This window comes from Pelagicoccus enzymogenes (assembly GCF_014803405.1).
In the GTDB taxonomy this organism is placed as follows: domain Bacteria; phylum Verrucomicrobiota; class Verrucomicrobiia; order Opitutales; family Opitutaceae; genus Pelagicoccus; species Pelagicoccus enzymogenes.
In genome coordinates, this window is record NZ_JACYFG010000009.1 from 24,242 (window position 1) to 50,593 (window position 26,352).

15 protein-coding genes are annotated in these 26,352 nt (G+C 56.5%); 7 read left to right on the forward strand and 8 right to left on the reverse strand.

Annotated features, from left to right (window positions below; genetic code table 11):
• Positions 1–9 precede the first annotated feature (9 nt).
• From IEN85_RS08365 to IEN85_RS08395, 7 genes are all read right to left on the reverse strand, one after another.
• The gene (locus IEN85_RS08365) at positions 10–2,118 is read right to left on the reverse strand and encodes a DUF1549 domain-containing protein (RefSeq protein WP_191616644.1); all 2,109 of its coding nucleotides are present in this window, start codon (positions 2,116–2,118) and stop codon (positions 10–12) included.
• 285 nt (positions 2,119–2,403) lie between these two features.
• The gene (locus IEN85_RS08370) at positions 2,404–3,774 is read right to left on the reverse strand and encodes an SGNH/GDSL hydrolase family protein (protein WP_191616645.1); all 1,371 of its coding nucleotides are present in this window, start codon (positions 3,772–3,774) and stop codon (positions 2,404–2,406) included.
• 158 nt (positions 3,775–3,932) lie between these two features.
• On the reverse strand, positions 3,933–6,368 hold the full coding sequence (locus IEN85_RS08375) for a response regulator (protein ID WP_191616646.1): 2,436 nt from the start codon (positions 6,366–6,368) through the stop codon (positions 3,933–3,935).
• A gap of 3 nt (positions 6,369–6,371) precedes the next feature.
• Complete coding sequence (locus IEN85_RS08380) at positions 6,372–7,526, reverse strand: ABC transporter substrate-binding protein (RefSeq protein ID WP_191616647.1); 1,155 nt, start codon at positions 7,524–7,526, stop codon at positions 6,372–6,374.
• 71 nt (positions 7,527–7,597) lie between these two features.
• On the reverse strand, positions 7,598–8,365 hold the full coding sequence (locus IEN85_RS08385; protein ID WP_191616648.1) for a hypothetical protein: 768 nt from the start codon (positions 8,363–8,365) through the stop codon (positions 7,598–7,600).
• Between the two features lie 69 nt (positions 8,366–8,434).
• Positions 8,435–8,887 carry a dUTP diphosphatase gene (dut, locus tag IEN85_RS08390; RefSeq protein WP_191616649.1) on the reverse strand — a complete coding sequence of 151 codons (453 nt, stop codon included), beginning with the start codon at positions 8,885–8,887 and terminating at the stop codon, positions 8,435–8,437.
• Between the two features lie 55 nt (positions 8,888–8,942).
• A complete protein-coding gene (locus IEN85_RS08395; RefSeq protein WP_191616650.1) occupies positions 8,943–10,868 on the reverse strand; it encodes a Gfo/Idh/MocA family oxidoreductase in 1,926 nt (641 codons plus the stop codon).
• Between the two features lie 185 nt (positions 10,869–11,053).
• Between IEN85_RS08395 and IEN85_RS08400 the strand changes: the two genes are divergently transcribed.
• The gene (locus IEN85_RS08400; protein ID WP_191616651.1) at positions 11,054–12,025 is read left to right on the forward strand and encodes a hydroxypyruvate isomerase family protein; all 972 of its coding nucleotides are present in this window, start codon (positions 11,054–11,056) and stop codon (positions 12,023–12,025) included.
• Between the two features lie 214 nt (positions 12,026–12,239).
• Here the strand turns inward: IEN85_RS08400 and IEN85_RS08405 are convergent, their stop codons facing one another.
• Complete coding sequence (locus IEN85_RS08405; protein WP_191616652.1) at positions 12,240–15,638, reverse strand: TonB-dependent receptor; 3,399 nt, start codon at positions 15,636–15,638, stop codon at positions 12,240–12,242.
• A gap of 941 nt (positions 15,639–16,579) precedes the next feature.
• Between IEN85_RS08405 and IEN85_RS08410 the strand changes: the two genes are divergently transcribed.
• From IEN85_RS08410 to IEN85_RS08435, 6 genes are all read left to right on the forward strand, one after another.
• Entirely contained in the window at positions 16,580–20,140 is a 3,561-nt protein-coding gene (locus IEN85_RS08410; protein ID WP_191616653.1) for a TonB-dependent siderophore receptor, read from the forward strand.
• A gap of 650 nt (positions 20,141–20,790) precedes the next feature.
• Positions 20,791–21,285, forward strand: coding sequence for a DUF4240 domain-containing protein (locus IEN85_RS08415; RefSeq protein WP_191616654.1), 495 nt, complete (start codon positions 20,791–20,793; stop codon positions 21,283–21,285).
• Positions 21,286–21,313: 28 nt separating this feature from the next.
• Positions 21,314–21,658, forward strand: coding sequence for a diacylglycerol kinase family protein (locus tag IEN85_RS08420; protein WP_191616655.1), 345 nt, complete (start codon positions 21,314–21,316; stop codon positions 21,656–21,658).
• Positions 21,659–21,813: 155 nt separating this feature from the next.
• Positions 21,814–23,202, forward strand: a complete 1,389-nt coding sequence (locus IEN85_RS08425) for a sulfatase (RefSeq protein WP_191616656.1) — start codon at positions 21,814–21,816, stop codon at positions 23,200–23,202.
• Between the two features lie 19 nt (positions 23,203–23,221).
• Positions 23,222–24,391, forward strand: coding sequence for an MFS transporter (locus IEN85_RS08430; protein WP_191616657.1), 1,170 nt, complete (start codon positions 23,222–23,224; stop codon positions 24,389–24,391).
• Between the two features lie 112 nt (positions 24,392–24,503).
• Positions 24,504–26,264, forward strand: a complete 1,761-nt coding sequence (locus IEN85_RS08435) for an ulvan lysase-like protein (protein ID WP_191616658.1) — start codon at positions 24,504–24,506, stop codon at positions 26,262–26,264.
• Positions 26,265–26,352: the final 88 nt, after the last annotated feature.

Genomic DNA, 26,352 nt, shown 5'->3' on the forward strand with positions numbered 1-26,352 from the left:
GCCAAAAAGCTATTGTATAAAGCGAAACTCCTGGGAATTGAGCAACGCGAGCTGCACCTGCTGGTACCCTTTGCGAAATCCGTGAGCCTCGACTTGTGCGGCGACGAGGCTTCGCTCCGCCTCCGTAGGCGAGCGACCGTAGAAACTTTTGAATACAACGTCCCAGCGAGACTCTCCGTCCGCAGCTTGCACCTCTTGCGAAAGCAAAGACTCACGGCTGCTGATCAGGTTAAAAAGGTTTCCGTTGAGCAAGGCAAGGGCCTGTGGGATGGCTGCTTCATCCGTGGAACTTCCAATGATATCTCGGTCCGACTCGCCGAACTCCCTTAGGAAATGTCCAGGCGGAGCAGGCGAAACCACTTCCGAAGCACGCACTAGATTTCTGCGGACTCGCTGCAACCTACGGGCTTCGCGTCGATCCATTCCCTCATTAGCCTCATCGGCATCATCAGCCGCCAGCTCCGCCAGCATCTCCCTCCGGTCAAAGGGCTCCGATCCCGTCGCTTGAGCAAGCAAGTTTTCCACCGCAGTATTTTTCTCGCGGCGGATTTCGTTGAATTCACGGCGCAAGGCAGCCCGCTGCTCCTTGTCCTTAGTCGCGTTCAGCTTGGACTGGAATTCCTTCTCCAATTCGAGGTAGTGATCCTGCACGCCTCCAAGCCGCTTCACGATGGCGTAAAGTTCCTTGCCGTTTAGCTGCTTCACGTTTTCCACGTGACGCTTCATTTCCATCTCGCGTAACCGCAAATTCATCATTTGCGGATCCTCGCGTGTCATTTTGTCGAGATCTGGTATCGCCAGAGTCAATACAGAGTCCCAAAGCTGTTCAGCCGACATACGCCGCAAGGCGGGCCCGGTATAGAAAAACGGTTCCCCGGGGACTGGTTCCTGGTTCGATACCTCGCTTTGGTAAGTACGGGTGTTGAAGATCGCCCGCATGTACGCCTTCATGTCGTAACCGCTCTCTACCATGAGCTCCTCCAGGCAGGCCATCAACTCCGGATGCGTCGCTACCGTATCATCCTTAAAATCGTCCACCGGCTCGATCAGCCCTGCGCCTAGAGCCTTCTTCCAAAGCCGATTGGCAATCGCCTTGGTGAACCGCGGATTCTCCGGCGAAGTCAACCAATCCGCGTAGACCTCCTGGGCATTGGCTCGTTTCCCCACTTTCGCTTCTGGGCCGAACGGAGTTCGGGGGACCATCACTTGATTGGGCTTCGCGTCATCGTAAGCGTAGTCCTCAGGTAACTTCAGCTTGCGGTCGCTCACCGTGACTTCCGTCACCAGAGGCTCGAAAATGTCGCGGATCACGCGTCTTTCTGCCGGCGAGCCTCCCCGCTTCGAGCGATCGATCTGCCCGCTCTCTCTCATTTCCGCGCGGCGCACGAAACGAGCCACTTCCTGAAAGGCTTCGAACTCTGGAATGTTCCTGTATCCATTAACCGATGACTTCACGCCAAATGTGAACGCCGCCATGTGATAATACTCTTGCTGGGTCCAGCGATCAAAAGGGTGGTCATGACACTGGGCGCACTGCATGCGAGTTCCGAGAAAAACCTGGGCTGTGTTGGACATGTTGTCCAAGGGCATGCCAGCATCGCGCAAGTAGTATCCTACCGCCGGATCGTCCCAAACGAAGCCGCTCGAGGAAACCAGCTCCCGTACGAAAACGTCATAAGGCATATTGTCCCGCAGCGATTGCTTAACCCAGTCCTGGTACGAAACCATCACCGTCTTGCGCCCACGCGATTTGATGCGCAATACGTCCTCCCAGTAGTTGTAAAAGTGGCTGGCGTATCCATCCGAGTCCAACAATGCGTCGATCAACTCCGCTCGCTTGTTCGCTGACTTGGACTGCTCGAAGGACTCAAGCTCACGATAGCTTGGAATTCTCCCCACGATATCGAGGTAGATGCGGCGCGCGAAAGTCTGGTCGTCGCTCAGGGCCTGCCGCTGCAAGCCTTGAGCGTCCAGAACCTGCTGCACCAGTGCGTCGATCTTCTCCGACGCTACTTGCCTGGCCAGCGATTGCGCCGCTCGCGCCGCCCCGCTGGCTGCAAGCTGCAGCAGAATCAAAACGATCAAGGAACAAGGGGCGGCAAAACGACGGGGCTTCATGGCGAGTAAACAGGCACGGATAAAGATAGACTCAGCAGCTTGAGCTCAGCGAGTGACTCCCAAAGGCCACCGATCGCGCCGCTGCGAACTCACTTCACTTGCAACCCCTGCGCCAGCTAGACCCAACGCCCCCTTACTTATTTGTATACAGGAACTTAAAGGAACCAACCATCCTTTCCCTGGTATTCGAATTTCGACAAATTGGGACTATTTCCAAGGATCTAGATTCGATTCGCAGGCTAATGGGAAATTGCCACCAAGCGGATGGCGAGCGGTAAGCCCGCATCAATCAACTTGGCTCAAGGAGTAAGCGCGAGCTAGGGGCTGGTTCGCCTCATAAATCTTGTCCTCGAATTGCAGGGCCAACGCCTCCAATTCCTGCAGCTTTTGGTAGAACGCTTCCATCTCCTTTTCGTAGGCCGACTGCCGCGATTGGAAGTCCGCATGCCCGGCGTTCTGAGCTAGCCAACGCTCCTCTCCCCGCAGCTTGCTTTTACGATGCAGCCAAAGGTCACGTAGCGGCTTGATCGCCTGCTCGTTGCGGTCCCGATTGAGAAGGGCAACTTCCATGGCCTGCTTGTACTGGGGAGCATGAGAGTAAGCTTGCAAACTTACCCCCACTTCCAATTCCGCATGCGAAAATCGAGCGACCGGCACCAGGTCGATCGAGAGTTCGTAGCTACCTTCCTTCAATCCGTTGACCGAGATTCGTTCCTCGCTAAATCGCTCGCCCGCCTTTGCAAGCTCGTACCCTTCGTGAGCAGAGTGAGGCAACACCCATGGCAAGGCCGAGGCGGTATAGTCGAAGCTCAGGCGCCCCTTTTTCGCTTCCGCGTTCACCAAAGTCCCTGTTGAATCCAATTTCTCGATACGGCCTTTTCTGTTCAGCCAGATCTCAATTTGAGATACAGGCTCGATGAGAAAAGCGTCGGACAACATCGCCGTCGCCATCACCACATGACCTTTCGCTTCAGGGTGGACCGCATCCTTCGACAAGGTGAACGCCGGATCCTCTCGACGCTGCTCAAAAGTGACACGCCGCATTGGAGCGCTCATATCCACAAAATTGAAGCCCGCCAACTGGGCCTGCTCTGCCACCCACTCCGAATAGAAACTCAACACCGATGGATAGTAGTCCCTCATTGGCTGACGCGTTTTAACCCAATGAGCCGCCCGCTCATTCAAGCGCACCGACCGGGAATCGAAGTAGCTCGGCCCCATCGGAATCCCCTCCCCGATTCCTCCGATCCGAAGCAAAAGCTCGGACATGCCCTTTTCGTACTGGGCAAAGATGTCATGGTCGAAATGCCGGTAACGCCCGTCGTTCATGCCCAGCAATACCGAGACATAGTCAGGCTTGAAAGCGGCCACATCTTCCTCGAAACGCAACAAGGCATCGCTTGCCGCATCCCCACTCACCCCCGCATTACGAAAGCGAATGCGCCTCGCCGGGTATCGGGTATAGAAGTAGGTCTCCACATACTGCGTGTAGAGGCACTGATGCGTAATGCTGTCGCCGAGGAAAACGAAGGTATCCCCATCCTGCAATTCCACCAATTCCGCGAAAGGCTTCGCCTGCGAATCCGTAGCATGGAGGGAGGGACCAAGCCCTAGGAAGCAAGCGCAGAGGAACAGAAGTGGGGTCAGCTTTTTCATTGCCGCCAAACTATTCACGCTCCGCCCCATACGACAAGGCTCCAAAACGTGCAAAACTGACAATCTGTTCCCGCCCCGAGTAGGGACTGAACCAGAAACATTTAAGATCCAACAAAACGCAAATAGTATCCAGATTCTGAATCCTCCCAAAATAGGGATCAGTTCACATCGACCGACGGCCTCGCTGGGCCTGCCCAACGGCTGAGTATCTTGGCAAGCTCCGGAGCGGATATCGGCTTGGTGATATGATCGTCCATTCCCGCCTCAATGCACTTTATCCGATCCTCTTCCATTGCATTTGCCGTGACTGCTACAATTGGAACGAGTGGATTTAGCGCCCCAGTATCCATATTCCGGATCAATTGAGTCGCTTCCATGCCGTCCAAGACTGGCATCTGCATATCCATCAAGACCAAGTCATAGGTTCTTTGCTTCAGCATTTCGACCGCTTCCTGCCCGTTGCTGGCAATATCGCAATCGATTCCGAGCTTCTTGAGCAAGCCCTTCGCTACGATCTGATTGGTCGGTGTATCCTCCGCGACCAAAATCTTTAGCTCCCTGTTCGAGACATCCAAGTTGGCCGGAGCTCCCGACTCTGCGTCTGCTCTTCCTCCTTGAACCTCCGGTCTGCCCACCTCGAGCAGGGACAGGAGGTTGCGTTGCAATTCGTCCGTCCGCACCGGCTTACAGAGGTAACCATCAAAACCTTCCTGCCCGCATCGATTCATGGAGTCGGTATCCACGACGGAACACAGCATCAAAAGCTTCAGCTCCAGTCCACTCAGCTTGTTCGCCAGCTCGAAGCCCGACATCCCGAAAAGCCGCATGTCGACGACTGCAAAATCGAAAGAACCTGATCGTGCCAAAGCGATCGCCTTCTCCCCGCTTGTCGCCAAGGTCGCTCGCATTCCCCACGATTCCAGGCGACACAAGATGCTGCGGGCGTGGGCTGCATTGGCTTCCACCAAAAGAACTCCCTTTCCCTTCAACTCCGATCTCACCTCGGGCACGTTCGCTTCCTGAGCCTTCACCACGAAGCGAGCAGTGAACCAAAACTCCGATCCTGGTCCTCCAATCATGGATACACCTTCCACAATCAAGGGACTGTTTACTCCCGTCTCGCCTCCCATCAATTCGGCCAACTGGCGCGAGATGGCCAAACCGAGCCCCGTGCCGCCGTACTTGCGCGAATGGGATGCATCAACCTGGGAAAACTTCCCAAAAATCTTCTCCCGCTTTTCCTGCGGTACCCCAATCCCCGAATCCTTGACCGAGAAACGAAGCAAGGCCTCCTCGCCTACTTCCGAATCTAAGCTTACATCGATCGCGATCTGACCCTCTTCCGTGAACTTGACCGCGTTCCCAATCAAGTTCACCAGAATTTGCCGCAAGCGAACCGGGTCGCCCTCCAGGCCGTTGGGCACCTTCGGGTCGACCCAACAGGCGAGCTCCAATCCCTTTTCAGCTGTCGCCAGCGCAAAGGAGGAGGAAACGTCATCCATCAACAAGCGGAAATCGAAGTCTATCTGCTCCATGCTGAGCTTGCCGGCCTCGATCTTGGAAAAGTCCAGAATGTCGTTGAGGATGTACAGCAAGGATTCGCTGCTTTCCTTCACGCTCTTGACGTAGTGGTACTGCACCGGCTCCAGCTTGGTATCTAGCAACAAGTCGGTCATGCCGATCACACCGCTCATCGGCGTGCGAATCTCATGACTCATGTTGGCAAGGAACTCCGACTTCGCGCTGTTGGCGACCTCCGCCGCGTCGCGGGCCGCTAGGAGACCTTCGCGGCTTTCCCTTAGCGATCCCGTCATTTCGTTGAAGAAACGCGCCAGAGCCGACAATTCGTTATGCCCCTTGTCATCGATTGTGAAGTTCAAGTCGCCCGTTTGAATCGTTTGCATCCCACGCTCCAAATTACGAATCTGCCTGCTGATGCCGGATACGACCCCAGCCACCAAAACAAAGCCAACACACAAGCCGAACACTCCGAGATAAACGGTGGTCCGACTCATTTCGTCCAGCTTTTTGGATACCGTCTCTCGGTAGGAATCGCTCTGGCTTTCCAACTCGAAAAGCAAGCTCTGCACCTGCAAATCGATTTGGGAGCTGAGCGAATCCAACTGCTTCTCCAAATCCTGCAACCGGGTCCATGTACGATCCGAGGCATCCTCGTTCTCCAATAGCGGCAAGGTTTCGAGCACCACCAGGGCGACTCTCAGTTGTTCATTCGTCAGCTCCAGCAAATCTTCTTCCTGGCGTATCAAATATCGCTGCTCGATAAAAGACAGGTCGGCAGCCGCGAGGGAGGAGTTCAGGAACGGCATCTCCACTTCCACCAAGCCCTTCAGCTTGGCGTCATCTCCAAAATCCAGCAAATCCGCGCTATGGATACGCTTCACCAGAAGCAGACGCAACTCGCTGGTTCCTTGCTTGAGCTGGCGAAGCAAGCTGACGACTGGCTCCACCTGGTTCTTGAAGGTTTCGAAATTCTCCTTCGCCTCCGCCGCGACGCCGCGGTTGAACCAAACGATCGAGACGATGATCGCGAACATCAAGCCAAACGCCAAGGTGAGCTTGCTACGTATCTTCATGCCCTAACGCTTCACTTTCTCCACCTGCCCCGGGCCTTTCACTTCGTAAAGCGAGAAATAGATTCCCCGGGAGGTGCCATCCTTCATGATCGCCACGTTTCCGCAGACGCCCTGATAGTAGTTCACTTCATGCAGGGAACGCTTCAGCCATTCTACCATTGGCTCACCGCTTTCGCGTTTCCCGTTTCGGAGTACGTTCAACAAAATATTCGCTGCATCGTAGGCCTGCATGGGCGGCCATACGGAGAGCGGCTTTTCGCCGTACTCCAAACGGTACCGGTCCAGGAACCGGCGAGCGAGAACGTAGTTTCCATCGTTCGCCGTGAAAAACGAAAACTCGGTCCCCACCAAGGCGCCTTCCGAATTCTCGAAATAGCCATCTCCTAAAGTCGTCGTGGAAGCGAAGAACGGAGCTTCCAGGCCCAACTCCCTCGCCTGCTTCATGGCAAAGCCGAAGTTCTTGTATCCAAAAAACGCGATCGCGTCGCAACCTTCGGCTTGAAAACGCTGCAACTCCTCCTTGAAGTCGACCTTGGAAATGTCGACCGGCACGATCTCCACCTCTACCTCGTGCTGTCGCAAGTGCTCAGAGAAGGCAGTAGCGGAAATCGTCATGAAGGAATTGGTCACGTGGAAGCCCTTCACCTTCCTCTTGCCGAGCTCCAAGACCCGGGCGGCCACAATCTGAGCCGCTTCTTCGGTCTTCTTCCCGATCACGAAGGTGTTCTCGTTCATGGTCGAAAGCAGTTGGTCGTTGTTCAAGGAATTCACCAGCAGCACCCCGTCCTCCCGCACGCGATCCTGGAGGGCCATGGTCCCGTCGGTATGGCTCATCATCAGGATGTCGATGTCATGCTCACGCCTCAGCTTTTCGTAGAGCGGCACTGCGTTCGCCCCGTCCCAGCCATCGTCCTCGAAGGCAAAGGTCACCAAAGGGTCACCCTCCCCCCGAGTTTCGTTGTATTCCCGGATGGCCAGGGCGATCGCCTTGGAGGGAGCCAAGCCGAGGTCGACCGCATTTCCCGTCAACGGTCCTATGAAGCCCACGCTCACTGACTCCTCCTGCTTCGGGGCGCAGGATGCCAGCAGAGCGGCGATCGCGAGGCCAACCGCTTGCCTCAGGCAGGCAAACACGCCGTGAGCGCGCCCTGATCCCATTGGGCTCACCCTTCCATACCAAGAAAAACGTCTCCAATGCATCGAATCCTCCTACTTAAGTTTACTTGATCTTACCAGCGATAAAGGTACTGGACTCCCAAACCTAAATTGCTCGTCGAGGACCTTCTGTATTCGTTTACCCGATACTCGGCCACCAAATTCCAGTTCCCCGACAACCGGCAGCCGAACTGCACCTCTCCCACGATAGGAGAATCCGGGAAGCGGTCGTCTAGGTCCTCGCCAAAGGTATGGTCGACAAAACCGGCTAGGTAGATGCGATCCGACACCTCTGGAAAAGTCTTCCTGAAAGCGTGCTCCATCTGCCAGACGTCCGCATCTTCGTGGTCCAACTGGACGAGGTGGAAGTTGACGGAGTAAGTCAGATGAATGGATTCGAAAAACGACTCGAGGGGACGGGCATCGCTCAATCGCCACCGAGCTCCGAATCGAATGCGCTCCTTGTCTTTGCCGCTGCGGAAATTCCACTGCGTGGTGAGGTCCCAGGGCTGGTCCTCCCGAATGGCCCAGCGCAAATTCTGTTCGGTGTAGTAATGGTAATCGCCCGAAAACTCGGAATCGGCGCCGCGGTTGATAATGTTGGTCAGACTGAAATAGTGAAACCGTCCCGGAAGGCTGGAAAACAGGTTTACCGTGAAGACCGAGTCACGGTTTTCTTCCGTGAGCTCGGGATAGAGATTTACGTCGACGAAGCCGCCTCCCTCCAAGGATTTGCAGGCAAAGGCAGCAATCAGGCATGCCTCGAATAACCGCCGACGGGCAATGGCTCTAAGCGTTGTGTTGGACTCGCGCATGTGGATGAACCTGCGCAGAGACGCCATCCTGTCTAACCGGAGGCTAGATAAAACAGCTTTTGATCAATTATTGAAAGGCCGACTAGGGATAAAGCCTTACTTGCCCGTACTGCCGAAACCGCCACTGCCTCGCGTCGTCTCACTGAGCGCTTCGACAAGTTCGTAGGAAATCGGCGAACAATCCGGGAAGATCAACTGGAAGAGCCTCGTTCCCGCCTCCACCACGAAGGCTTCGCTCTTGATGTTGTCCACCGCAGCCATGATCTGGCCACGGTAGCCGCCGTCGATCAAGCCGATCGAGTTCGCCATGCGCAGCGGCGTCTTGGAAATGGAGGAACGCGGGATCAAAAAGTAGGCTTTTCCGTTGGTCGGCTGACAGGAAATTCCGAATTCGATAAGCTTCGTTTCGCCCGGCTCGATCCGCAGCTCTTCGATCGTGTAAAGATCGAGCCCCGCATCGCCATCGTGGAAATGGCCATGGTTTTGGTAGCGCTCTTTAGCGGCAGCGTTGAGGGGCTTGATCAGAAGGTTGGCAGCGGTCTGGGACATCCCCGCAATAGGAAAGGAATTCGCGGCTCTGGCAAGCACCGAGCTTGCGATCAGCTCAGGAGAGCTGCGGCGCCGGAAACGAGCTCGCCACCGCTACCGAACGTCCCGCTCGCATCGACTCGTGGGCCGCCTCGACGATCTCAACCACATGGGCTGCTTGGGCGCCGCTAGTGGGGTGAGCCCGGTCCGACCTCAAAGCCTTCCAAAGCTCGTACACCCCGGCGCTCCAATCGCAGTACCACTCCCCCTCGCCCAAGCATCGCTGGTCGTGAGCGAGCGCCGTATATCCTTTCGGGTCGCCCACCTTCCCCACTTCGATCGGAGCGGTCGCAGCGAACCATTGAGTCCGCAAGGATCCCTCGTCGCCATGAATCTCCAAATCCGGCGTCAAACCGCCCACCGCCCCCACATAAAAGCTGGCTGTGATACGCGCCCGGAAACCGGATTCGAAAAGCAAGCTTAGCGTCATCCAATCTTCCCGCGTCACCTCGAAGCCTTCCCCGTCCGCAGCAGTGCGCTGAGGCACGAGTACCGTGCCGTCCGCCACCACTTGCCTCACCGGACCGAACCATGCCGTAAGAAGCGTGAGCGAGTAGACACCCACGTCCGCCAAAGGTCCGACTTCGTAAAACGGTTTCGGGTTCGGATGCCAGTGCTCGATGCGAGCCCAATCCACGTTGACGTAGGCAATCCGCGGCGTCCCTAAGCCACCGCTCAACACAAGGCGTCGGGCCGTCCTCTGGCACTCGCCCAACCAGGTTACCGGCGCGCAACTCAAGCGCAGCCCCTCGCTCTCCGCCAAGTCCACGAGCGCTTTGGCTTCCGCATAGCTCGGAGCCAGCGGCTTTTCGGAGTGGACATGCTTTCCCGCCTTCAAGGCTTTACTGACAACTTCCACATGAGCCGCTTGTATCGTAAGGTTAACGATCGCTTCCACGTCCTCGTCAGCGAGAACTGCATCAAAATCTGGATACGCTTTTCCGCCAAAGCGACCGGTCCACTCCTTCGCCCTTTCCCGGTCGAGATCGCAGGCGCCAAGCACTTCGATCTCCGGCCTTTGCTCCATGGCCTCGCCATAGGAATTCGCGATATTGCCGCAGCCAACGACCACAACCTTCAATGGATCCTTCACCACTGGCTTGGCCTCCTGCCACCAGGCTTCCGCCAAGGCCAGGCTCTCCTTGATCTCCTCGCTCGGATCGTATCGCTCCGGTTCGTGCTCGATGCAGATCGAACCGCGAAATCCCCGGCGCCGCAGCTCCTTGAGCACCGCCTCGACTGGCACAATTCCATCGCCTAGCCGACAGGTCTCGTGTCCCCAGTCGACAAACTGGTATCCCGTCTCTTCCGAAGCTTTGGCCAAGACGTCCTTGGCGTGCACGACGAAGATCCGATCGTACAAGCGACGCAGTCCTTCCAGAGCATCCCAATTCCGCGTCGCGCACCATCCCGTATCCAAGCCGATACCAATGACATCTCGGTCCCCTTCCCCCAATCGAGACTCCAATGCTTCGATACTCGTTTCCGTGTGGTTCTCGATCGCGTAAGCGACTGCAAACTCCCGCAAGATCGAAACCGCAAGATCACGATCCGTATCCACAAGTTCAATATGCCCAACGATGTAAGGAATATCGAAGCTGCGGCAAAAACGGCAGGCGGCCCGCAGGTCGCTCTCTCCTCCCATCACCCAAGCCGAATAGCTGCGCACCGTGACGCCGTGCTTCTTCAACAGCTCCTTGGCAATCGCCATATGTTCCGGAGTGGCCCATTCCCAAGCCAAGTGCCGCGACCACAGATCGATCGCGGAGAACCCGAGGTCCTTTATCTGGACCAGCAATCCCTCGAAGCAATCCGCAAAGGTCTCCAGCGGAGCGAAAGCGTCATTGGTGGCTCCGTCCCCTTGAGCCCATCCCTCCGTCATGTGATAGCCCAGCGGTTGCGCCACGAAGTTTGCCGTCATGCAGGAGAATCGGTTTTTCATGGACCGAAGCTACCACGAAGAGCGCAATCTGTCTTCTTAACGCTTGATAACTTTTACGCTTTAAATTGCGCGGAGCTGTCCGGATACTCGCCTCCTGACCCCCATGCTCGCCCTCGTCCACCGAAGCGCGGACCGAGACGATTACCCGCACCTAAAAACGTATCCATTTAGCCACTATTTGCCATATGAAACGAAGAGACTTCGTCCGCAACGGGCTCCTCGCCGGAGCTGCGCTCGCCTCCACCCCATTGTTCACCCCCTCCCTAAACGCTTCCACTCGCAGCATGCAAAAATTCAAGCTCCGTTACGCTCCGCACCCTAACATGTTCAAAGCGTCTGCCGGCGACGCTATTATCGACCAGATCAAGTTCGCCGCCGACCAAGGCTTCACCGCCTGGGAGGACAACGGAATCGCCGGACGCCCCGTCGAACTGCAGGCCAAGATTGGCCAAACCCTCGACTCCCTCGGCATGAAAATGGGCGTCTTCGTCGCCTACGCCAGTTTCGACAAACCCACCTTCACCCGCCCAGACGCGGACTCCACCGAGGAGATCCTCTCTAACATGCGCAACGCGGTAGAAGTCGCCAAACGCGTGAACGCCACCCACTTCACCGTGGTACCGGGCTCCGTCGACCAGCAGCATCCGGACGACGGCAAATGGAACAAGTACGGCGGGTCCCGACTTTCCGAAGGCTACCAAACTGCCAACGCCATCGACCTGCTGCGCCGCTGCGCGGAAATCCTGGAACCGCACGATCTGGCGATGGTTCTGGAACCGCTCAACTGGCACGCCAACCACGGAGGCGTTTTCCTCGAGCGTTCCGACCAGGCTTACGCCGTGTGCCGCGCCGTGGACAGTCCTGCCTGCAAGATCCTTTTCGATATCTACCACCAGCAAATCGCGGAAGGAAACCTTATCCCCAACATCAAGATGTGCTGGAGCGAGATCGGCTACTTTCAAGTGGGCGACAATCCCGGCCGCAAGGAGCCAGGCACCGGCGAAATCAATTACCGCAACGTATTCAAATATATATACGACCGCAGCAAGGAGGAGGGAAAGGACTTCGTCGTCGGCATGGAGCACGGCAACTCCATCAAAGGCGCCGCAGGCGAACAAGCCGTCATCGACGCCTACCGCCAAGCGGACTCATTCTAGAGCGGTCTAACGCTACATATCGCGGCGTAGGGCCGTCGCTTGCGACGTGCCGCAAGTCCCGGATTCAATCGTTCCGAGATGCGGCGTGGCGCGAGCGCCAGCCCTACAGGCACAATAGCGAATAATCTTCGTTTTTCTACAAATCCCCCAAAAAGGCGCTCCCGATCAGGAGCGCCTTTGCATTGCGAAATGTTGAGCTGAGCTTGCTTACCGCCTAGATGTCGAAGTCGATGCCGAGAATGATCTCGCGACCGGTGATGCGTCCGAAGCGGATCGGCTCGCCCAGCGCATTGTAGAGCGTTGGGATGTCGGCATCTTCATCGAGAGCGTTGCGGACGTTGAGGTTCAGGTTAAACTTGCGGTCGAAGAACGGCATCTTCAGTCCGCGGTGTCCGTAGCGAAGGTCGAGGTAGAGCTCTTCCTTGCCGTAGTAGGGCTGGGTTAGGTCGACGATTTCCGTTCCTGCTACGATCGCTGAACCGTATCCAATAAGTGGAGCTTCGCGCCAACGGACCGCGCCACCGAAGGAAGCTCCCTTGAGCTTGCCGTCCTTGAAACGGTAGTTCGCGTTCAAGTTGAACCGGTTTTGGCGAACGAAGTCGTTAGACTTGCCTTCCAAGGCCTTGATGATGCCGATGCCGTTGCCGCCGTTGCGAACTTGGTCAACCCAACGATCCTTGATAGTGAAGACCGCGTCCGGATTGTTCGGGTCAGCGTTTGGCCACTGGTTGCCATTCTGCGGAGCCGTGTCCCAAGTGTAATCGCTAACCACGCCGTCGCCGTTTCGGTCTTGCGGGTTTGCATTACCATTTTCCTTGAAGGTAATGCCATCCATGAAGGCCTCGATCGTATCCGTGTATTCAAGCCATGGATTGCCGATGTCGCTTTCCACGACTTGCTGCTCGTTCCAGTTGAAACGAATGTCGAGGTTGTCGGTTGCCGCCCAATTGAGGGAGAACTCCTTGCCGGTAGCTTCCGCAAAGCTGGTAACCCAATACTCACCGGCTCGGGTGTCGTAAACGCCTGGGGAATCAGGTCCACCACGGCTTTGCGGCCAACCTGCCTCTTCCTTGTAGGACGGCAGCACTTGCTTGATACGGTTTATGGATCCATTGAGGGTAAAGCGGAAACGGTTAAATGGCGTGTTACCAGCGCGAGAAGGGCCAGCCGTATTCACAAATTCATTATAGCGAGCGGTCAGGCGGCCGTCGAACATGCCAATGGTTACCCCCTTGTCCTCGCCATCGCCCAAGGCGCCTGGCACACGTTCACCGAAAGCAGTGAACTGGCTGGTGGAGGGCTGGAACGTTGAAGACTCATTGTAGTGGAAGCCGACCTTTATCCCAAGAGGCAGCTTGATGATGTCGTCGATCGGACGGAGAATGAGCCCTTTGGTGCGGGTGATACCGCTATCCGCCGTTTCCGGATTGAAGGCGGAGAAATCGGCGAGCAAGGTATTGGTGCGGAGACCGAGGTCGGAGTTTTGCTCCGCAATGACCTTGGTGCTATTAACGCGGTCCTTGCGGTAGCCGTAAGTGGCGATGACGCGATTCCCCCAGAAGAAACCTTGGTAGCTGAACTGCTCGGTGCGCAGGCGATCCCTGCTGGAATTCGCTGATCCATCGCTCTGGACCATGGGTACGCCATTGCTATCGGTGTATCCCCACTCTCGAGGGTTCATTACCCAAGTCTCGCCATTGCCATCGACGATACTCCAATTCTCGCCAGGGTTCATGGCTGCGTTCGGCACGATCATACTCGCGTCGACGTAAGCGCGATTTTGCGGACGGCGCTTGCCATCCTGCAACCAAGCGGAATTCGCGTTCGGAACGGGATTTCCATTGTCGTCACGCACCACCATACCGTTGAGCGTCTGCCAAGGAGAGGAAATCAGCGGAGTTGAGTTGAAACCTGGAATGATTTCGGTCTGAGCATACTCAAGACCTGGAATCTGAGCGTCCTTCCATTCACCATTTTCCAGCGTCGGCTGGAGGTGGTAGCGGAAGACTTGGTTTCGGCTTTCGGAATTGTTTCCAGAAGCCAAGGCTCCGAAACGGTGCAGGCCAAGAAAAGCGAATCGATCCGTCTTGTCCTTGAAGTCAAACTCGTAGGAAAGCGCCGCACGGAAATCCTGCGTTTTGCCCATTGACTCGTCAAAGGCTGGGTAGCCTTGGAAGTATTGCTTTCCTGCGTTCGGGTTCGGAGTCACTCCATCGGGCAGGTACTGATTCGGGTCTACATTTACCTGAACGCCGCCAATGTAGTTTATGCGCTCCTTGAAGGTACCGCCATTGCGCTCTTCCTGCATACCGAATTCGAAGTAGAAATCTTCGGCGATCTTGTGGGTGAAGAAAGCATTGATGACCTGGTAGTCGCTTTCATCCCAACGAACGTTGCTGAGCGTGTTGACGTTCGACGGATAAAAGTTGTCGTTGAGAAGCGTGTAGCCATCGGCCTCGCGATTGATACCGGGGATGTGATCCCAGTCTTTTGGCGAGCGCGCTTCCACAGAGTTCTGCCAGCCCCAAACGGGAACTCCCGCATCGGCTCCTACGCCGTCAACGATGACCGGCACGTTATCGCCGCCCTCGAACAACTGGTTACCATCCACGAAGACGCGACGATTGACCTCGCCTGGATCGTTGAAGTCGCCGTCGTCATTGAGATCCGTTCCATTGGCCCAATCGGCCGTATTGGGGAATATATACTCGTTTGGGTAGCCGCCTCCGTTACCTATCGACTCGGAGAGATACCAGCCCGTAATGCCGTCAGTCGGATAGTTGCGGGAAGGACGATGGGACTCGATGCGTACGTCTTCGAAATGCACGGAGAAGGTGGAGTTCTCCCAGGGCTTGTAGGTGAAAGTTGCATACGAGCGACGGCGGGTTTCGTCCGCGTAATCCTGTTCCCAGCGCTTGTCTTCGTTGACAGCGGCAACGCGAACCGCCAACTTGTCCTCGATCAACACGCGGTTGAGGTCGACTTGCCCGCGATATCCACCGAAGCTGGACGCTTGCAGGCGAACCTTGCCGAAGTCGTCGCTCAAAGTGGCGCGCTTGAGCGTTCCGTTGATAACGCCAGCCGGACTTCCCGTTCCAAAAAGAATGGAGTTGGGTCCAGATGCGATTTCGATGCGGTCCACGTTGTAGTTGTCGCCGGGAGCCCGCAGAGCGAAGAACTCGCGAGAGTTCGTTCCGCCAGCAAGACCGCGAATACGAACGTTGCCCGCCGAGCCCGGAAGGCCGTTGCCGGTCACAAGCTCGTCGGTACCTTCCACGTTGACCGTGTACATGGCTGCCTCCTCCAAGTTGTTGAGCCCGTAGTCGTCCATGAAGTCCGTAGTCAGGGCCTCGATCTGGGTCGCCACGTCCGTGTAGTTCGTACGCATGCGAGAACCCGCAAGGGTTTCGGAGGCGCGCCAACCTTCGTCTGCCGTAACTTCAAAAGGAGAAAGCTCGAAGATTTCCTCTTCCTCGTCCTGAGCGAGGAGACTCTGCGGAAGAGAAGCCGACATCGCCGCAGCAGCGACGCAAGCGAATGTGGGGATCCGCCGGTTCTTCAACACGCGGACGCAGATGCCATCCGCAGTTTTGGGTGCGTTTGTTTTGTTCATGGGGGTCGTTTGTTTGTAGTCAGCTCCCGCAGGAGCCTCGGAGAGAATTTCGGGGCATACGAGAACACTTCGGTTCTAAGGAGTACGCTCCGGTTATCATGACAAAAAATAAAGCAGTCAACCCTTTAAGACACACTTCACTATCTTTTTTGTTGTTTATCGTCAGTTTAAATTTCATTTTTGAAACTCCTTATCAAAGTTTCCGCTTCGACGGCGAGAGAAGGCTAAATCAAGCGCGGCTCGAGAAGAGCAGCGCCCACCGCCATCCTCTGCCTCCAGATTGCAGGCCTAAACGCAGCCCCGCTTCGCGATCGGCGCTCGGTCCTGCAGGCGCCCCGGGCCCCGAAACGATCGCCTGGAGCGATGACGACTTCAGAATCACTGAGATAAGCCCCAAGGCCTCAGCTCCTTATTCGATAAAGCAAATCGAGAAGCCAAGGGCTTCGAGTTGAGCTCCCGAGACTCCCTCACCCCGCTGGCAAATGATGGAAAGGTGGGTAAGCTCTAGAAAGAGGCGAAACTACTCCTAGGAGGGAGGACGCTATTTCAATTTTGAAATATCTTCGCTCGCTAGGAGCTCCAGCCCGGTTCAAGCCGCCTTCAAGTAAGCGTTTACCCTTGTTTTGCCTAATTTTCGCCCCTCCTCCAAAAACTGCCAAACGATAGCCCGTAACGCCGCAAACGGCCAAAACGGCCCGTTTTTGCGCAATTCCCACACTAATTTCGATGCGAAACCCATCTTTATGATTTCATTTTTGTAACCTACATATGTTTTTAATCATTTTGTTTTCATTTTTGATATCATCTAACTTGACCACTTCTAAAATACTACACAAAATCCATCGACAACAGGCGACGCTCAACTCCGCCTGCACGTACCCCTAAAAAAGTCACGGCATGGCTGAGTTGAGCCGTTTCCGCTCACTACGAACTTTGTCACAATGACTACTTCAAAGACTAACACCTCCGGGTCGCATTCATCGGCCTTTCCCCACAGGAGCGGTCTCATCCCCCGATCCACGGCTAGCTTGCTAGCCCTTTCTCTCATCTACTTGTCCCCCTCTTTCGCTCAAGAGAGCGAGGAGGAAGATATTTTCGAGCTTTCCCCTTTCGAAGTTAAGCCCGAGCAGGGCTGGTACGCGACCGAAACGCTAGCGGGCAGTCGCATGCGAACGAGCTTCGAGGACGTCGCCTCCCAGGTCGAGGTCATCACCATGGACTTCATGGACGACTACGGACTCAACTCGATCGAGGAGGCCGCAGTCTATTCGCTCAATATGGAAAATCAGGAGGAATACGCCTCCAGCGGAGCGGGCAAGCAAAGCAACGACGGCGCCGTCCGTATCCGCGGATTGGCTACCAGCAGCCGTACTCGCGAATTTTTCGGCACCTACCTGGCGTCAGACAACTACAACCTCAGCCGCGTCACCATGTCCTCCGGGCCGAACTCCATCCTGTTCGGAACGGGCAGTCCCGGCGGAGTGGTGGATTCCTCGCTGAAGCGGGCCACCTTCGACACCTTTGGAAAAGTTGGCGCGCAAATGGACAGCTGGGAGGGGTACCGCGTAGAGTTCGACTACAATACCGAAATTATCGACGACAAGCTCGCCTTTCGCATCTCCGCGGTCGATTCGAAAAAGTCATTCGACGTCGAACCCGCCTGGGAAAAGAGCGAGCGCTTCTACGCCACCGCCCTCTACCGCCCCTTCGAGAAAACCAGCTTCTCGTTGCACTACGAAACAGCCGATATCGAAAGCCGCCGCCCCGCTCGCAACGCACCATACGACGAGGCCTCCCTTTGGTACATGGCCGGCGATCTCGGCTCCACCGCCTACGGCAACCAGCACCTCTTCCAAAATACCGCAACTTGGCGCGACGGTGTCGATCTCAACAACGACGGCGACTTCAACGATGCGGGCGAGCTCTCCCCTCGCGCCATCGCAGATCCAAACGTCTTCGGTACCAGCGGAGAAGCAATCGTATTGCTCACTGGATACAACCCTGGAGGGGTTGCCCCCAACAGCTGGTACGGCTCGGTAGGCGTCGAGCGCCTCGACGGCTATCCAGGACTGATCGACCCCGTCAATCGCGACGTCGACGGCACCACCCTGCCCAACGACAACCGCTACGATCGCAGTCGCAACACCATGTTCAATATCGACTGGGAGGAAGACTCCGCTGAGATCTTCAACGTTTTCTTCAACCATGAGATCGTGGAGAATCTCCACTTCGAAGCAGCATTCCAAAAGGAGACTTACGACGACTTTTATGGCAACCTCATGGGCTTCCGCAGCAGCGTCACCCTGCAAGTCGATCCGAACGCCTACCTTCCGAACGGAGTCACCCCGAATCCCTACGCTGGACAGCTCTATTTCCAAGGGTCTCCGGAATCGAACGAAGGAGAGCGCGAACGCGATGAATGGCGCACCGCCCTGTCCTACGAGTTCGACTTCAAGGACACCTTCAACGACAGCATTTTCAAACACTTCGGCAAGCATCGCCTCGCCCTCCTCGCTTCCGAATCGAACCAGGAGACCATGTCCCAAGAGTACCGCTACTACATCCAGCCCAAGGTGGAAAACGGAGTCATGCGCGACCCTTACTTCGACAACTATCCTTACGCGGACTATCCAGACGACACGCTCGGACGCCTCGCCCTATCCGAGCTGGGAGCCAACTTCACCGGCATCGACGGCAACCGCTTTCTCAGCGTCCGCACCTACCTTGACCGATACGGCGATTTCATTCCGCAAACCGACTTCTACCCCGGTCAGCCCTTTACCATCGTGGACAGCAACAGCGAAGAATGGACCATCGATCCCTACCACGCTGCAGTCGGCACCAACGGGGAACAGCTCATCACCGGCCGCAACGTCGGCGGCATCAAAACCAAATTCGAAACCAAGCAATGGGCCTACCAAGGGTTTCTCGCGGACAACCGCGTGGTACTCACCTACGGCTGGAGAGAGGACACGCTAAACAGCGCCGACGAGCAGGCCCCTGAAGTTTTCTGGCAAAACCCAGAGACTGGCCAAGTCGTTTCCGCGGGCTCAGCGGGCTTCCAAGCCCACCGCAGCCTCTACGGCTACCAAGATTTCGGCGCCGCATCGTCCGGAGAAACCGAATACAAAGGCGTCGTGCTCCACCCCTTCCGCGGATGGGACTGGAAACTCCCCCTCGGAGCCGACTTGTCACTGCTCTACAGCGACTCCAACACCTTCCAGCCGAACCGTACCAGCTTGGAGCCGGACGGATCCTTCCAAGAGGGAGAAAAAGGCAGTGGCGACGACATCGGTTTCCGCCTTAGCCTCTTCGAAGACAAGTTCTCGGTGCGCTACAACCAATACGAAACCACCGCAGGCCCCTCCAATCTCAACCTCCCATTCCGTCGCTTCCGCTTTGCCTTGCGCCCCGTATCCAGAGACTTGCTACAAGGCCTCGTATACGACCTGAACTCCTTCGAGTCATTCACCAGCCGCTTCCCGGACTGGCCATTCCTCGCGACCTCTGCCGACCCCACCAAGATCTACCCCTTCGAGTCAGGCGGCGGTTTCGATGCCATGAACTTCTTCAACTACGGCGATCCATACGCCATGTCTGCTGACACCGTGGCTACCGGCGACGAAATCACCCTGCGCTGGAAGCCCAAGAAGAACCTCGATATCCGAGCCACCTGGAACGACCAGCAGGTCGTTCAATCCAACATCGCCACAAACTGGATACAGTTCGCCCAAGAGCTTTACGAAATCATGGAGAATACCAAATTCGTGGAAGGTTATGTGCCTGGCGACAGCCAGTCCCATTTTCACAATCCGGCTGGCTTCGACATGGACGGTCTCGACCTCGATCCCAACGACGGACTCGCCCCGGGCATCGACTACTTCGGCTGGGACATGATTCCCGACGGTGGCGGCAACGGCAGCTCCAATCCCACCAACGTGGGCAATCCCAATCTTCCTTGGGGACAAAACAACGACAGCATCTATTCCGGAATGGGCTTGATGGGGCAAACCGCTTGGACGCGAAACACCATGAAAGAACAGTTCGAACGCGACGTCTTCCTCGGCAATGCCGGCATTCCGGTCATGCAAGCCTACGAAGGGCGCCCCAACGAATTCGTCCGCCAAAACCGCTGGAACGTGAACGCCATGTACCGCTTCACCGAAGGCAAGTTCAAGGGGCTCAACGTGGGAGCTGCCTACCGTTGGCGCGACGCCCCCGCCGTCGGTTTTGGAGTCCAGGACGTTAACGGTGCCCTGGTGCCCGATACCAGCATCATCCTCAAGGGAGCAAAAGAGGACGCCGTCGACTTCACCTTCGGCTACAGCGGCAAGCTCGAGTTTCTCGACGACCGCCACTACACCCTGCGCTTCCAAGTTCGCAACGCCTTCCCCGGAGATCGCTACGTGCCAAAGCACATCGATTTCTACACCGGCCAAGCCATCAGCGAGGTCCGCGTACCCGGTCGCCAATTCGTGCTCTCCCTCGATCTGGACCTCTGATCGCCAGCCCGAGAAAACAATCATCGCAGGCCGCCTCTCCCAAGGCGGCCTTTTTTGCGTCTGCTCCCAATCACGCGACTCCGAGTTGGCAACGCGAAACCTCTGCACCGCCACGGATTCGCCCCTTTTCCTGGCTATCCTCTTTGCCGCTATTTTTCTGGCTTTTCCTCCATGCAAATACGGCTCATAATTGTCGCCATACTCGGTTTCATTCTCGCCTGACACTCTTCCTTCCGCCTCTTCGCATGAAAAAGACCGTGCAGACCTATCCCAGCCAAGAGGAGGCTCTGTTGAGGTATAATTGTAGTTCCTTGCAGAATTCCTATCTGCATTTTTCCGCAGGAAGCGACCTTGCGTCGCGATCAAGCGATCTCCAATCGCGACGCAAGGTCGCTTCCCACAAGATGCAATAAATGAAGGGAACTCAGCTTGCCCCCACTAGGCTTCCTCGAGAAACCTGCCTCCGAAGACTGCGTATCCATAATCCAATGCCCATCCTGCCACAGCGCCAACAGCAAGCGCTAAGGCTGCGACGACAGAAATCACCTCTATCACATAAAACTCCGACACTCCCTTCGCCCTGCCCAATCAAAAACGGGCGTCGAGCGAAACCTTTCCACAGCAACCCAACATCAAAAAAGGAATAACAAATGTCCGAAGCGAAAAAACAGTTCTGGAAACACCTCGAAGGCTTAAACAAAGAAGCCGCCGAGGAAGACTTGAGAAAACGGCTCCTCAAGCTTTCGCCGGAAAGGATCGCCCAGTTCCAAGAACACTTCGATCGAGAAATGGACCGCGCCTATAACTGGGAACTGTGGGCTGCCGCCTACCTAATGGAAGGCGGCTGTTCCGACGACGGCTTCATCGATTTCCGCTACGGCCTGATATCGAGAGGCAGGAGCTTCTTTGAGGCTGCCCTCGAAAAGCCTGACAACATCGCCGATCTAGTCGATGACGACGAGTACATCGCTAACGAGTCCTTCGGCTACGTCGCCGCCGAGGTTTACGAGGAAAAGACAGGCAACGAAATCCCTTACGTCGACTTCAAGCGGCGCAGCGAGCCGAGCGGAGAAAACTGGGACGTGGACGACCCGAAAGAATGCGCCAAGCGACTTCCCAAGCTCTGGGCCCGCTTCGGAGAATAGGCATCCGCTCAGGGCTCCACCCCCAAAAATGAAAAAGCGTATCCAGTCCTTCGCTCACGCCATTCGCGGGATACGCGATTTCATCGCCTGCGGAACAAACGCCAAGATCCAGCTCGCCTGCGCCGCCCTCGTAGGCGGGCTGGGACTCGCCTTGGAATTCACCGGCAGCGAGTGGATAGCGGTCACGCTTTGCGCAGGGTTCGTGCTTTCCGCCGAAGCCCTCAACACCGCTATTGAGGAATTGGCAAACGAAGTAAGCCCAGAACGCAAGGAGAGCATTCGCCGCGTCAAGGACATAGCAGCCGGTGCAGTCCTCATCGCCGCCGTCACGTCTCTCCTGGTAGCAGCTACCCTGCTGTATTCACGAATCTAGGACAATAAACGCCAAGCCACGATGGAGATCATTCAGATCCCGATCACATCCTAGGTCCGATAGCCTCCCCCCAAGGGCGAAACGCGGCGAATCCTACAATTAGTAGCGAGCTTCCTTCGAGGCGAGAGCCAAAGGTCAATTACCCTTTCCACACTATGAAATCCCCACTTCCCCTCCTCATGCTAGCCTGCCTCTGCCCGCTCGCTCCCGTCTCAGTTCGGGCTGGAGAGGAGCATTCGCGCCACAACATTCTATTCATCGCGGTTGACGACCTCCGCCCCGAACTCGGGGCGTACGGAGCCGCCCACATCCAATCGCCCCATATCGACCAACTTGCCTCGGAAAGCCTGCTCTTCGAACAAGCTTACTGCATGGTCGCCACCTGCGGAGCTTCCCGCTCCAGCATGCTCACCGGCGTGCGTCCGACCAAGGACCGCTTCGTGACCCATAACGCTTACGCCCACAAGGATGCCCCTTGGGCCGTCCCCCTGAATACCCATTTCAAAAACGCCGGCTACCATGCGATCTCCCTCGGGAAGGTGTACCACCACAAAGACGACCACGAAGACGGCTGGTCGGAAAAGCCTTGGAAAAGCGATCGTCCCAAGTTCCACGATTCTGCCAAGGCAAGCGGACCTCGGGGCGATCCGATAGAGAGCGCCAACGTGGATGACGCCTTCTACGGCGACGGCGACCTCGCGTTGCAAGCGATCAAAAAACTCGAGGAACGGTCCGCTGATCCCGAAACTCCATTCTTGCTTGCGGTCGGTTTCGCCAAGCCTCACCTGCCGTTCGTTGCTCCCCAGAAATACTGGGAACTGTATCCACCAGAGTCGATACAACTCCCCCAGAACTATTCATCTCCCGCAAACGCGCCCCAAGAGTCACTGCACAAGTTCGGCGAGCTGCGCAACTACAACGGCATCCCCAAGCAAGGCCCCGTTTCCGACGCGCAAGCCTTGGAGCTCATTCGCGGTTATTACGCCTGTGTCAGCTACGTGGACGCCCAAATCGGCAAAATACTCCAAGCCCTGCAACAGCTGCAGCTCGACGACAATACCATCGTCGTCCTCTGGGGCGATCACGGCTGGAACCTCGGCGACCATTCCCTCTGGTGCAAGCACTCGGTCTACGAGTCCTCCTTGCACATTCCGCTCTTGCTCAAAGCCCCCGGCTTCACGCCGGGACGCACCTCCGGCCTCACGGAGTCCATCGACATCTACCCAACGCTCTGCGAGCTCGCGGGAGTGCCAATACCACACAGCGTGGAAGGCAAAAGCTTCGTTCCCCTTCTTCGCGATCCAAGCCGCCCATGGGCGGAGGTCGCAGCGAGCCGTTTCGGGCGCGGAGACTCCATTCGAACATCTCAGTATCGCTATTCCGAATACATAGATTCAAAGGGAGAGTTCACCGCTCGCATGCTCTACGACCACGAAGCCGACCCTCTCGAAAACAAGAACATCGCCGAGCAGAAAAGCCTGCAAGACACCGTGAGCCGCCTCTCGAGCAAGCTGCATCAAGCCATGCAAGCGACCCACGACTAGTCCCCCTGCGGGACCGTCCATGCAACAGATTGCCAAAGCGGCCAAGGCCTCCCTACTCGCCTCCGCGTCCATGACTGTCATGGCCGGGGCAATCATCGCCCCCGCTCTCCCCGGCATCGGAGCGGCGTTCGCCCACTTCCCCAGCGCCGCTACCCTAGCCCCGCTGGTACTTACCGTCACCAGCCTCGGCGTTGCGATCTGCTCCTTGCCCGCTGGTTTGTTGTGCGATCGATGGGGACGCAAAAAGGTTCTACTGAGTAGCCTCATCCTCTACGCCTTAGCTGGATCCTATGGCTACTACGCCAACAACCTCTACTTGCTAATCGCCTCCCGCTTCGCTCTGGGCATGGCGGTGTCAGGCGTTATGACCAGTTCCAATACCCTCATCGCCGATCTCTTCGAAGGCCCCCGTCGCCTCAACTTTCTCGGGCTGCAATTCGCCGCTATGGCGCTAAGCGCCGTCCTTTTTCTCGTGGCGGGCGGTTTTCTTGCCCAAGCCTCATGGCGCTACCCATTCGCGCTCTACTCGCTGTCGCTTTTGGTATTCGCCGCCGTATTCGCTTTTATAAAAGAGCCGCCGAACCGCGCCGCGCCAACGCAGCCGGACATCGGTGAGAAAAGCGACCTCCAAGAGATACCAGCCATCAGAGTGACGCTGCTCTACGCAACCTCCTTTTCGGGAATGCTGCTCTTCTACCTCATCGCTTCACAATTGCCCTTCCTGCTCAAGTCAAAGTTCGAACTCAGTCCTCCGCTAGTCGGGGCCATCATCGCTACCAGCAACTTTTTCGGTGCCGTATCCGGCTTCAACTACAATCGAGTTCGCCAATGGGTGTCGGCTCCCCGAGCCTTCTCGCTTGGCTTTGGCCTAATTGCCTTGGCCTTCAGCGTCGTCGCCCACGCGGAAAGCCTCCCTTTTTTCTTCATTGCCATGGCGCTCAGTGGACTTGGCTCCGGAATGATTGGCCCAAACGCGAATTCGAGCTTAGCCGACCTGATCCCATCCGGGCAGCGAGGCCGTTTCTTCGGTGGGCTTACGACCTCAATCTTCATCGGGCAGTTCCTCTCTCCGCTTTCCGTCCAGCACGCCATTCTCTACCATGGCTACCAAGGGTTCCTCGGTGCCTTTAGCATAGCGGCCGCTTTCGCGTTGCTCGTTTCCCTGCTCTACCTGGTCCGCAGAGCTTAAGTCCGAACAATGAAAAGCCCTACAATTAGGAATAAGCAACCATTTGGCCGCTTCCTCGGCCTTCGCTTCAATCCCGAGCCATAGCCAGACATCCCCGCTAAAACTCCCGCCCATGATCGAAAGTCTATTGCAGCGTTGGTGCGACGGTATGATCGGCGTCCAAATTGACGCGCCTAGCGATCCGAGCCGCCATGGAGCCATCGACTGTCCTGCTTGCGGCAGAATCCATGGCCGTTGCATGGACGCGGTCTACCCATTTTTCAGCCTGGCGAAGAGCAGCGGGAATACCCGCTACCTCGAGGCGGGCAAGGCCGTGTTCGAATGGTCCAAAAACGTTTCACAGCCCGACGGGAGTTGGACCGTCACCGCCAACCCACGTTCTTGGCGAGGGATCACCGTTTTTGGCGCGATCGCCCTCGCCGAAACGTTGTACCATCACGGTGACCTGCTCGACCAGGCCACCCGCGAAAGATGGACCGAACGATTGGAGCTGGCCGCCAACTACATCTACGAGAACTTCGATCTCCGCTTCGCAAATATCAACTACGGCTTCACCGCTCTCTACGCACTCAACCTGCTGGGACGCCACCTGGGAGAAGAACGCTACCTCGCCCGCAGTCGCGAGCTTGCCGCCGAGGCACCTCATTTTTTTACCAACCCCAACCATCTCCTCTACGGCGAGGCAAAACCAGTGAATGCCCTCAGCGCCCGCGGAATGCTGGCAGTGGATCTTGGATACAACGTGGAGGAGTCACTCAATGGATTGACGCTCTACGCCCTGCAAGAAAGGGATGAGTCCTTACTTGCCCTTCTAACGAGCTCGCTCGCGAGCCATTTGGAATTCATGCTGCCAGACGGTGGCTGGGACAATAGTTGGGGAACCCGCCAATTCAAGTGGACCTACTGGGGGAGTCGTACCAGCGACGGCTGCCAGATCGCGTACGCCGCCATGGCCAAGCACAACTCCAAGTTCGCCTCCGCAGCGCTTCGCAACACGATGTTGATGGAGCGTTGCACTTCCAAGGATGGACTCTTGTACGGAGGAATTCACTACAGAGAGGAAGGCCTCCCTCCCTGCAGCCACCATACCTTCGCCCACGCCAAGTCACTCGCTTACCTGTTGGATTCAGGCACCGCTCCAGAGTCCCAAGCCAAGCCCCTCTCTCTTTGCGGAGGCGCTCGCATAAAGCGATTTCCAGAAATTGCCACCGACCTGCTCTCTATCGGCCCTTGGCGAGCTACCGTCACCGCCTACGACTTCATCTATCGCCCCGGCGTGCAACAAGCAACAGGAGGAACCCTGTCGCTCCTTTGGCACGAGACTCTCGGGCCGCTTTGCGCCGCAAGCATGGCAGACTACCAACTCGTAGAGCCTTACAACCAACAAAAGCCGAAGAGCGATATTGATTTCGCCCTCACACCCCGTTTGGAGGCCTGCGTAAAAGACATTCGATACAGCAACCTGTACGATCTGAAGGCGACGTTCACGTCTTCCCACTCCACCGATGGGATTCAGGTAGACGTATCCACAAAACTGAACAATCGCCACTATCAATCAATGGAGCAAACCTGCAAGCTGAGTTACCGCTTCGCGAAAGAGTTTGTCCAGATCCAAGTCCAATCTCAATTCCCTGCTCGATACGTCCTTCCCATTCTTTCGCCTGTGTCCGACCAAGCAAGGCATCCGTCCGCCTCGCGCATCGAAATCGAGAAGGAAGCAGGCACCTTGACCATCGAAAGCGATAGCCCCCTCGAAGTCGTTTGCCCGCTCGGCTGCAGAACCTTCAACCTGGTTCCTGGGGCCCAAGCGCTACCCATCGCGATGACCGTAGCCCCAGACACTCCCAGTTCGATTCGCTTGCACGTATCCTAATTTTTGATACTTTCCACCAATCACCAAAGCGCTCGCGTTAATTAGGTCACTTAATCTCGCGCATCACCCCAGCTAAAATTAGCTCGAT

Excerpts from the sequence above, each read along its gene's own strand:
- IEN85_RS08365 (WP_191616644.1), bottom strand. The coding sequence starts at position 2,118 with ATGAAGCCCCGTCGTTTTGCCGCCCCTTGTTCCTTGATCGTTTTGATT.
- IEN85_RS08370 (WP_191616645.1), bottom strand. The coding sequence starts at position 3,774 with ATGAAAAAGCTGACCCCACTTCTGTTCCTCTGCGCTTGCTTCCTAGGG.
- IEN85_RS08375 (WP_191616646.1), bottom strand. The coding sequence starts at position 6,368 with ATGAAGATACGTAGCAAGCTCACCTTGGCGTTTGGCTTGATGTTCGCG.
- IEN85_RS08380 (WP_191616647.1), bottom strand. The coding sequence starts at position 7,526 with ATGGGATCAGGGCGCGCTCACGGCGTGTTTGCCTGCCTGAGGCAAGCG.
- IEN85_RS08385 (WP_191616648.1), bottom strand. The coding sequence starts at position 8,365 with ATGGCGTCTCTGCGCAGGTTCATCCACATGCGCGAGTCCAACACAACG.
- dut (WP_191616649.1), bottom strand. The coding sequence starts at position 8,887 with ATGTCCCAGACCGCTGCCAACCTTCTGATCAAGCCCCTCAACGCTGCC.
- IEN85_RS08395 (WP_191616650.1), bottom strand. The coding sequence starts at position 10,868 with ATGAAAAACCGATTCTCCTGCATGACGGCAAACTTCGTGGCGCAACCG.
- IEN85_RS08400 (WP_191616651.1), top strand. The coding sequence starts at position 11,054 with ATGAAACGAAGAGACTTCGTCCGCAACGGGCTCCTCGCCGGAGCTGCG.
- IEN85_RS08405 (WP_191616652.1), bottom strand. The coding sequence starts at position 15,638 with ATGAACAAAACAAACGCACCCAAAACTGCGGATGGCATCTGCGTCCGC.
- IEN85_RS08410 (WP_191616653.1), top strand. The coding sequence starts at position 16,580 with ATGACTACTTCAAAGACTAACACCTCCGGGTCGCATTCATCGGCCTTT.
- IEN85_RS08415 (WP_191616654.1), top strand. The coding sequence starts at position 20,791 with ATGTCCGAAGCGAAAAAACAGTTCTGGAAACACCTCGAAGGCTTAAAC.
- IEN85_RS08420 (WP_191616655.1), top strand. The coding sequence starts at position 21,314 with ATGAAAAAGCGTATCCAGTCCTTCGCTCACGCCATTCGCGGGATACGC.
- IEN85_RS08425 (WP_191616656.1), top strand. The coding sequence starts at position 21,814 with ATGAAATCCCCACTTCCCCTCCTCATGCTAGCCTGCCTCTGCCCGCTC.
- IEN85_RS08430 (WP_191616657.1), top strand. The coding sequence starts at position 23,222 with ATGCAACAGATTGCCAAAGCGGCCAAGGCCTCCCTACTCGCCTCCGCG.
- IEN85_RS08435 (WP_191616658.1), top strand. The coding sequence starts at position 24,504 with ATGATCGAAAGTCTATTGCAGCGTTGGTGCGACGGTATGATCGGCGTC.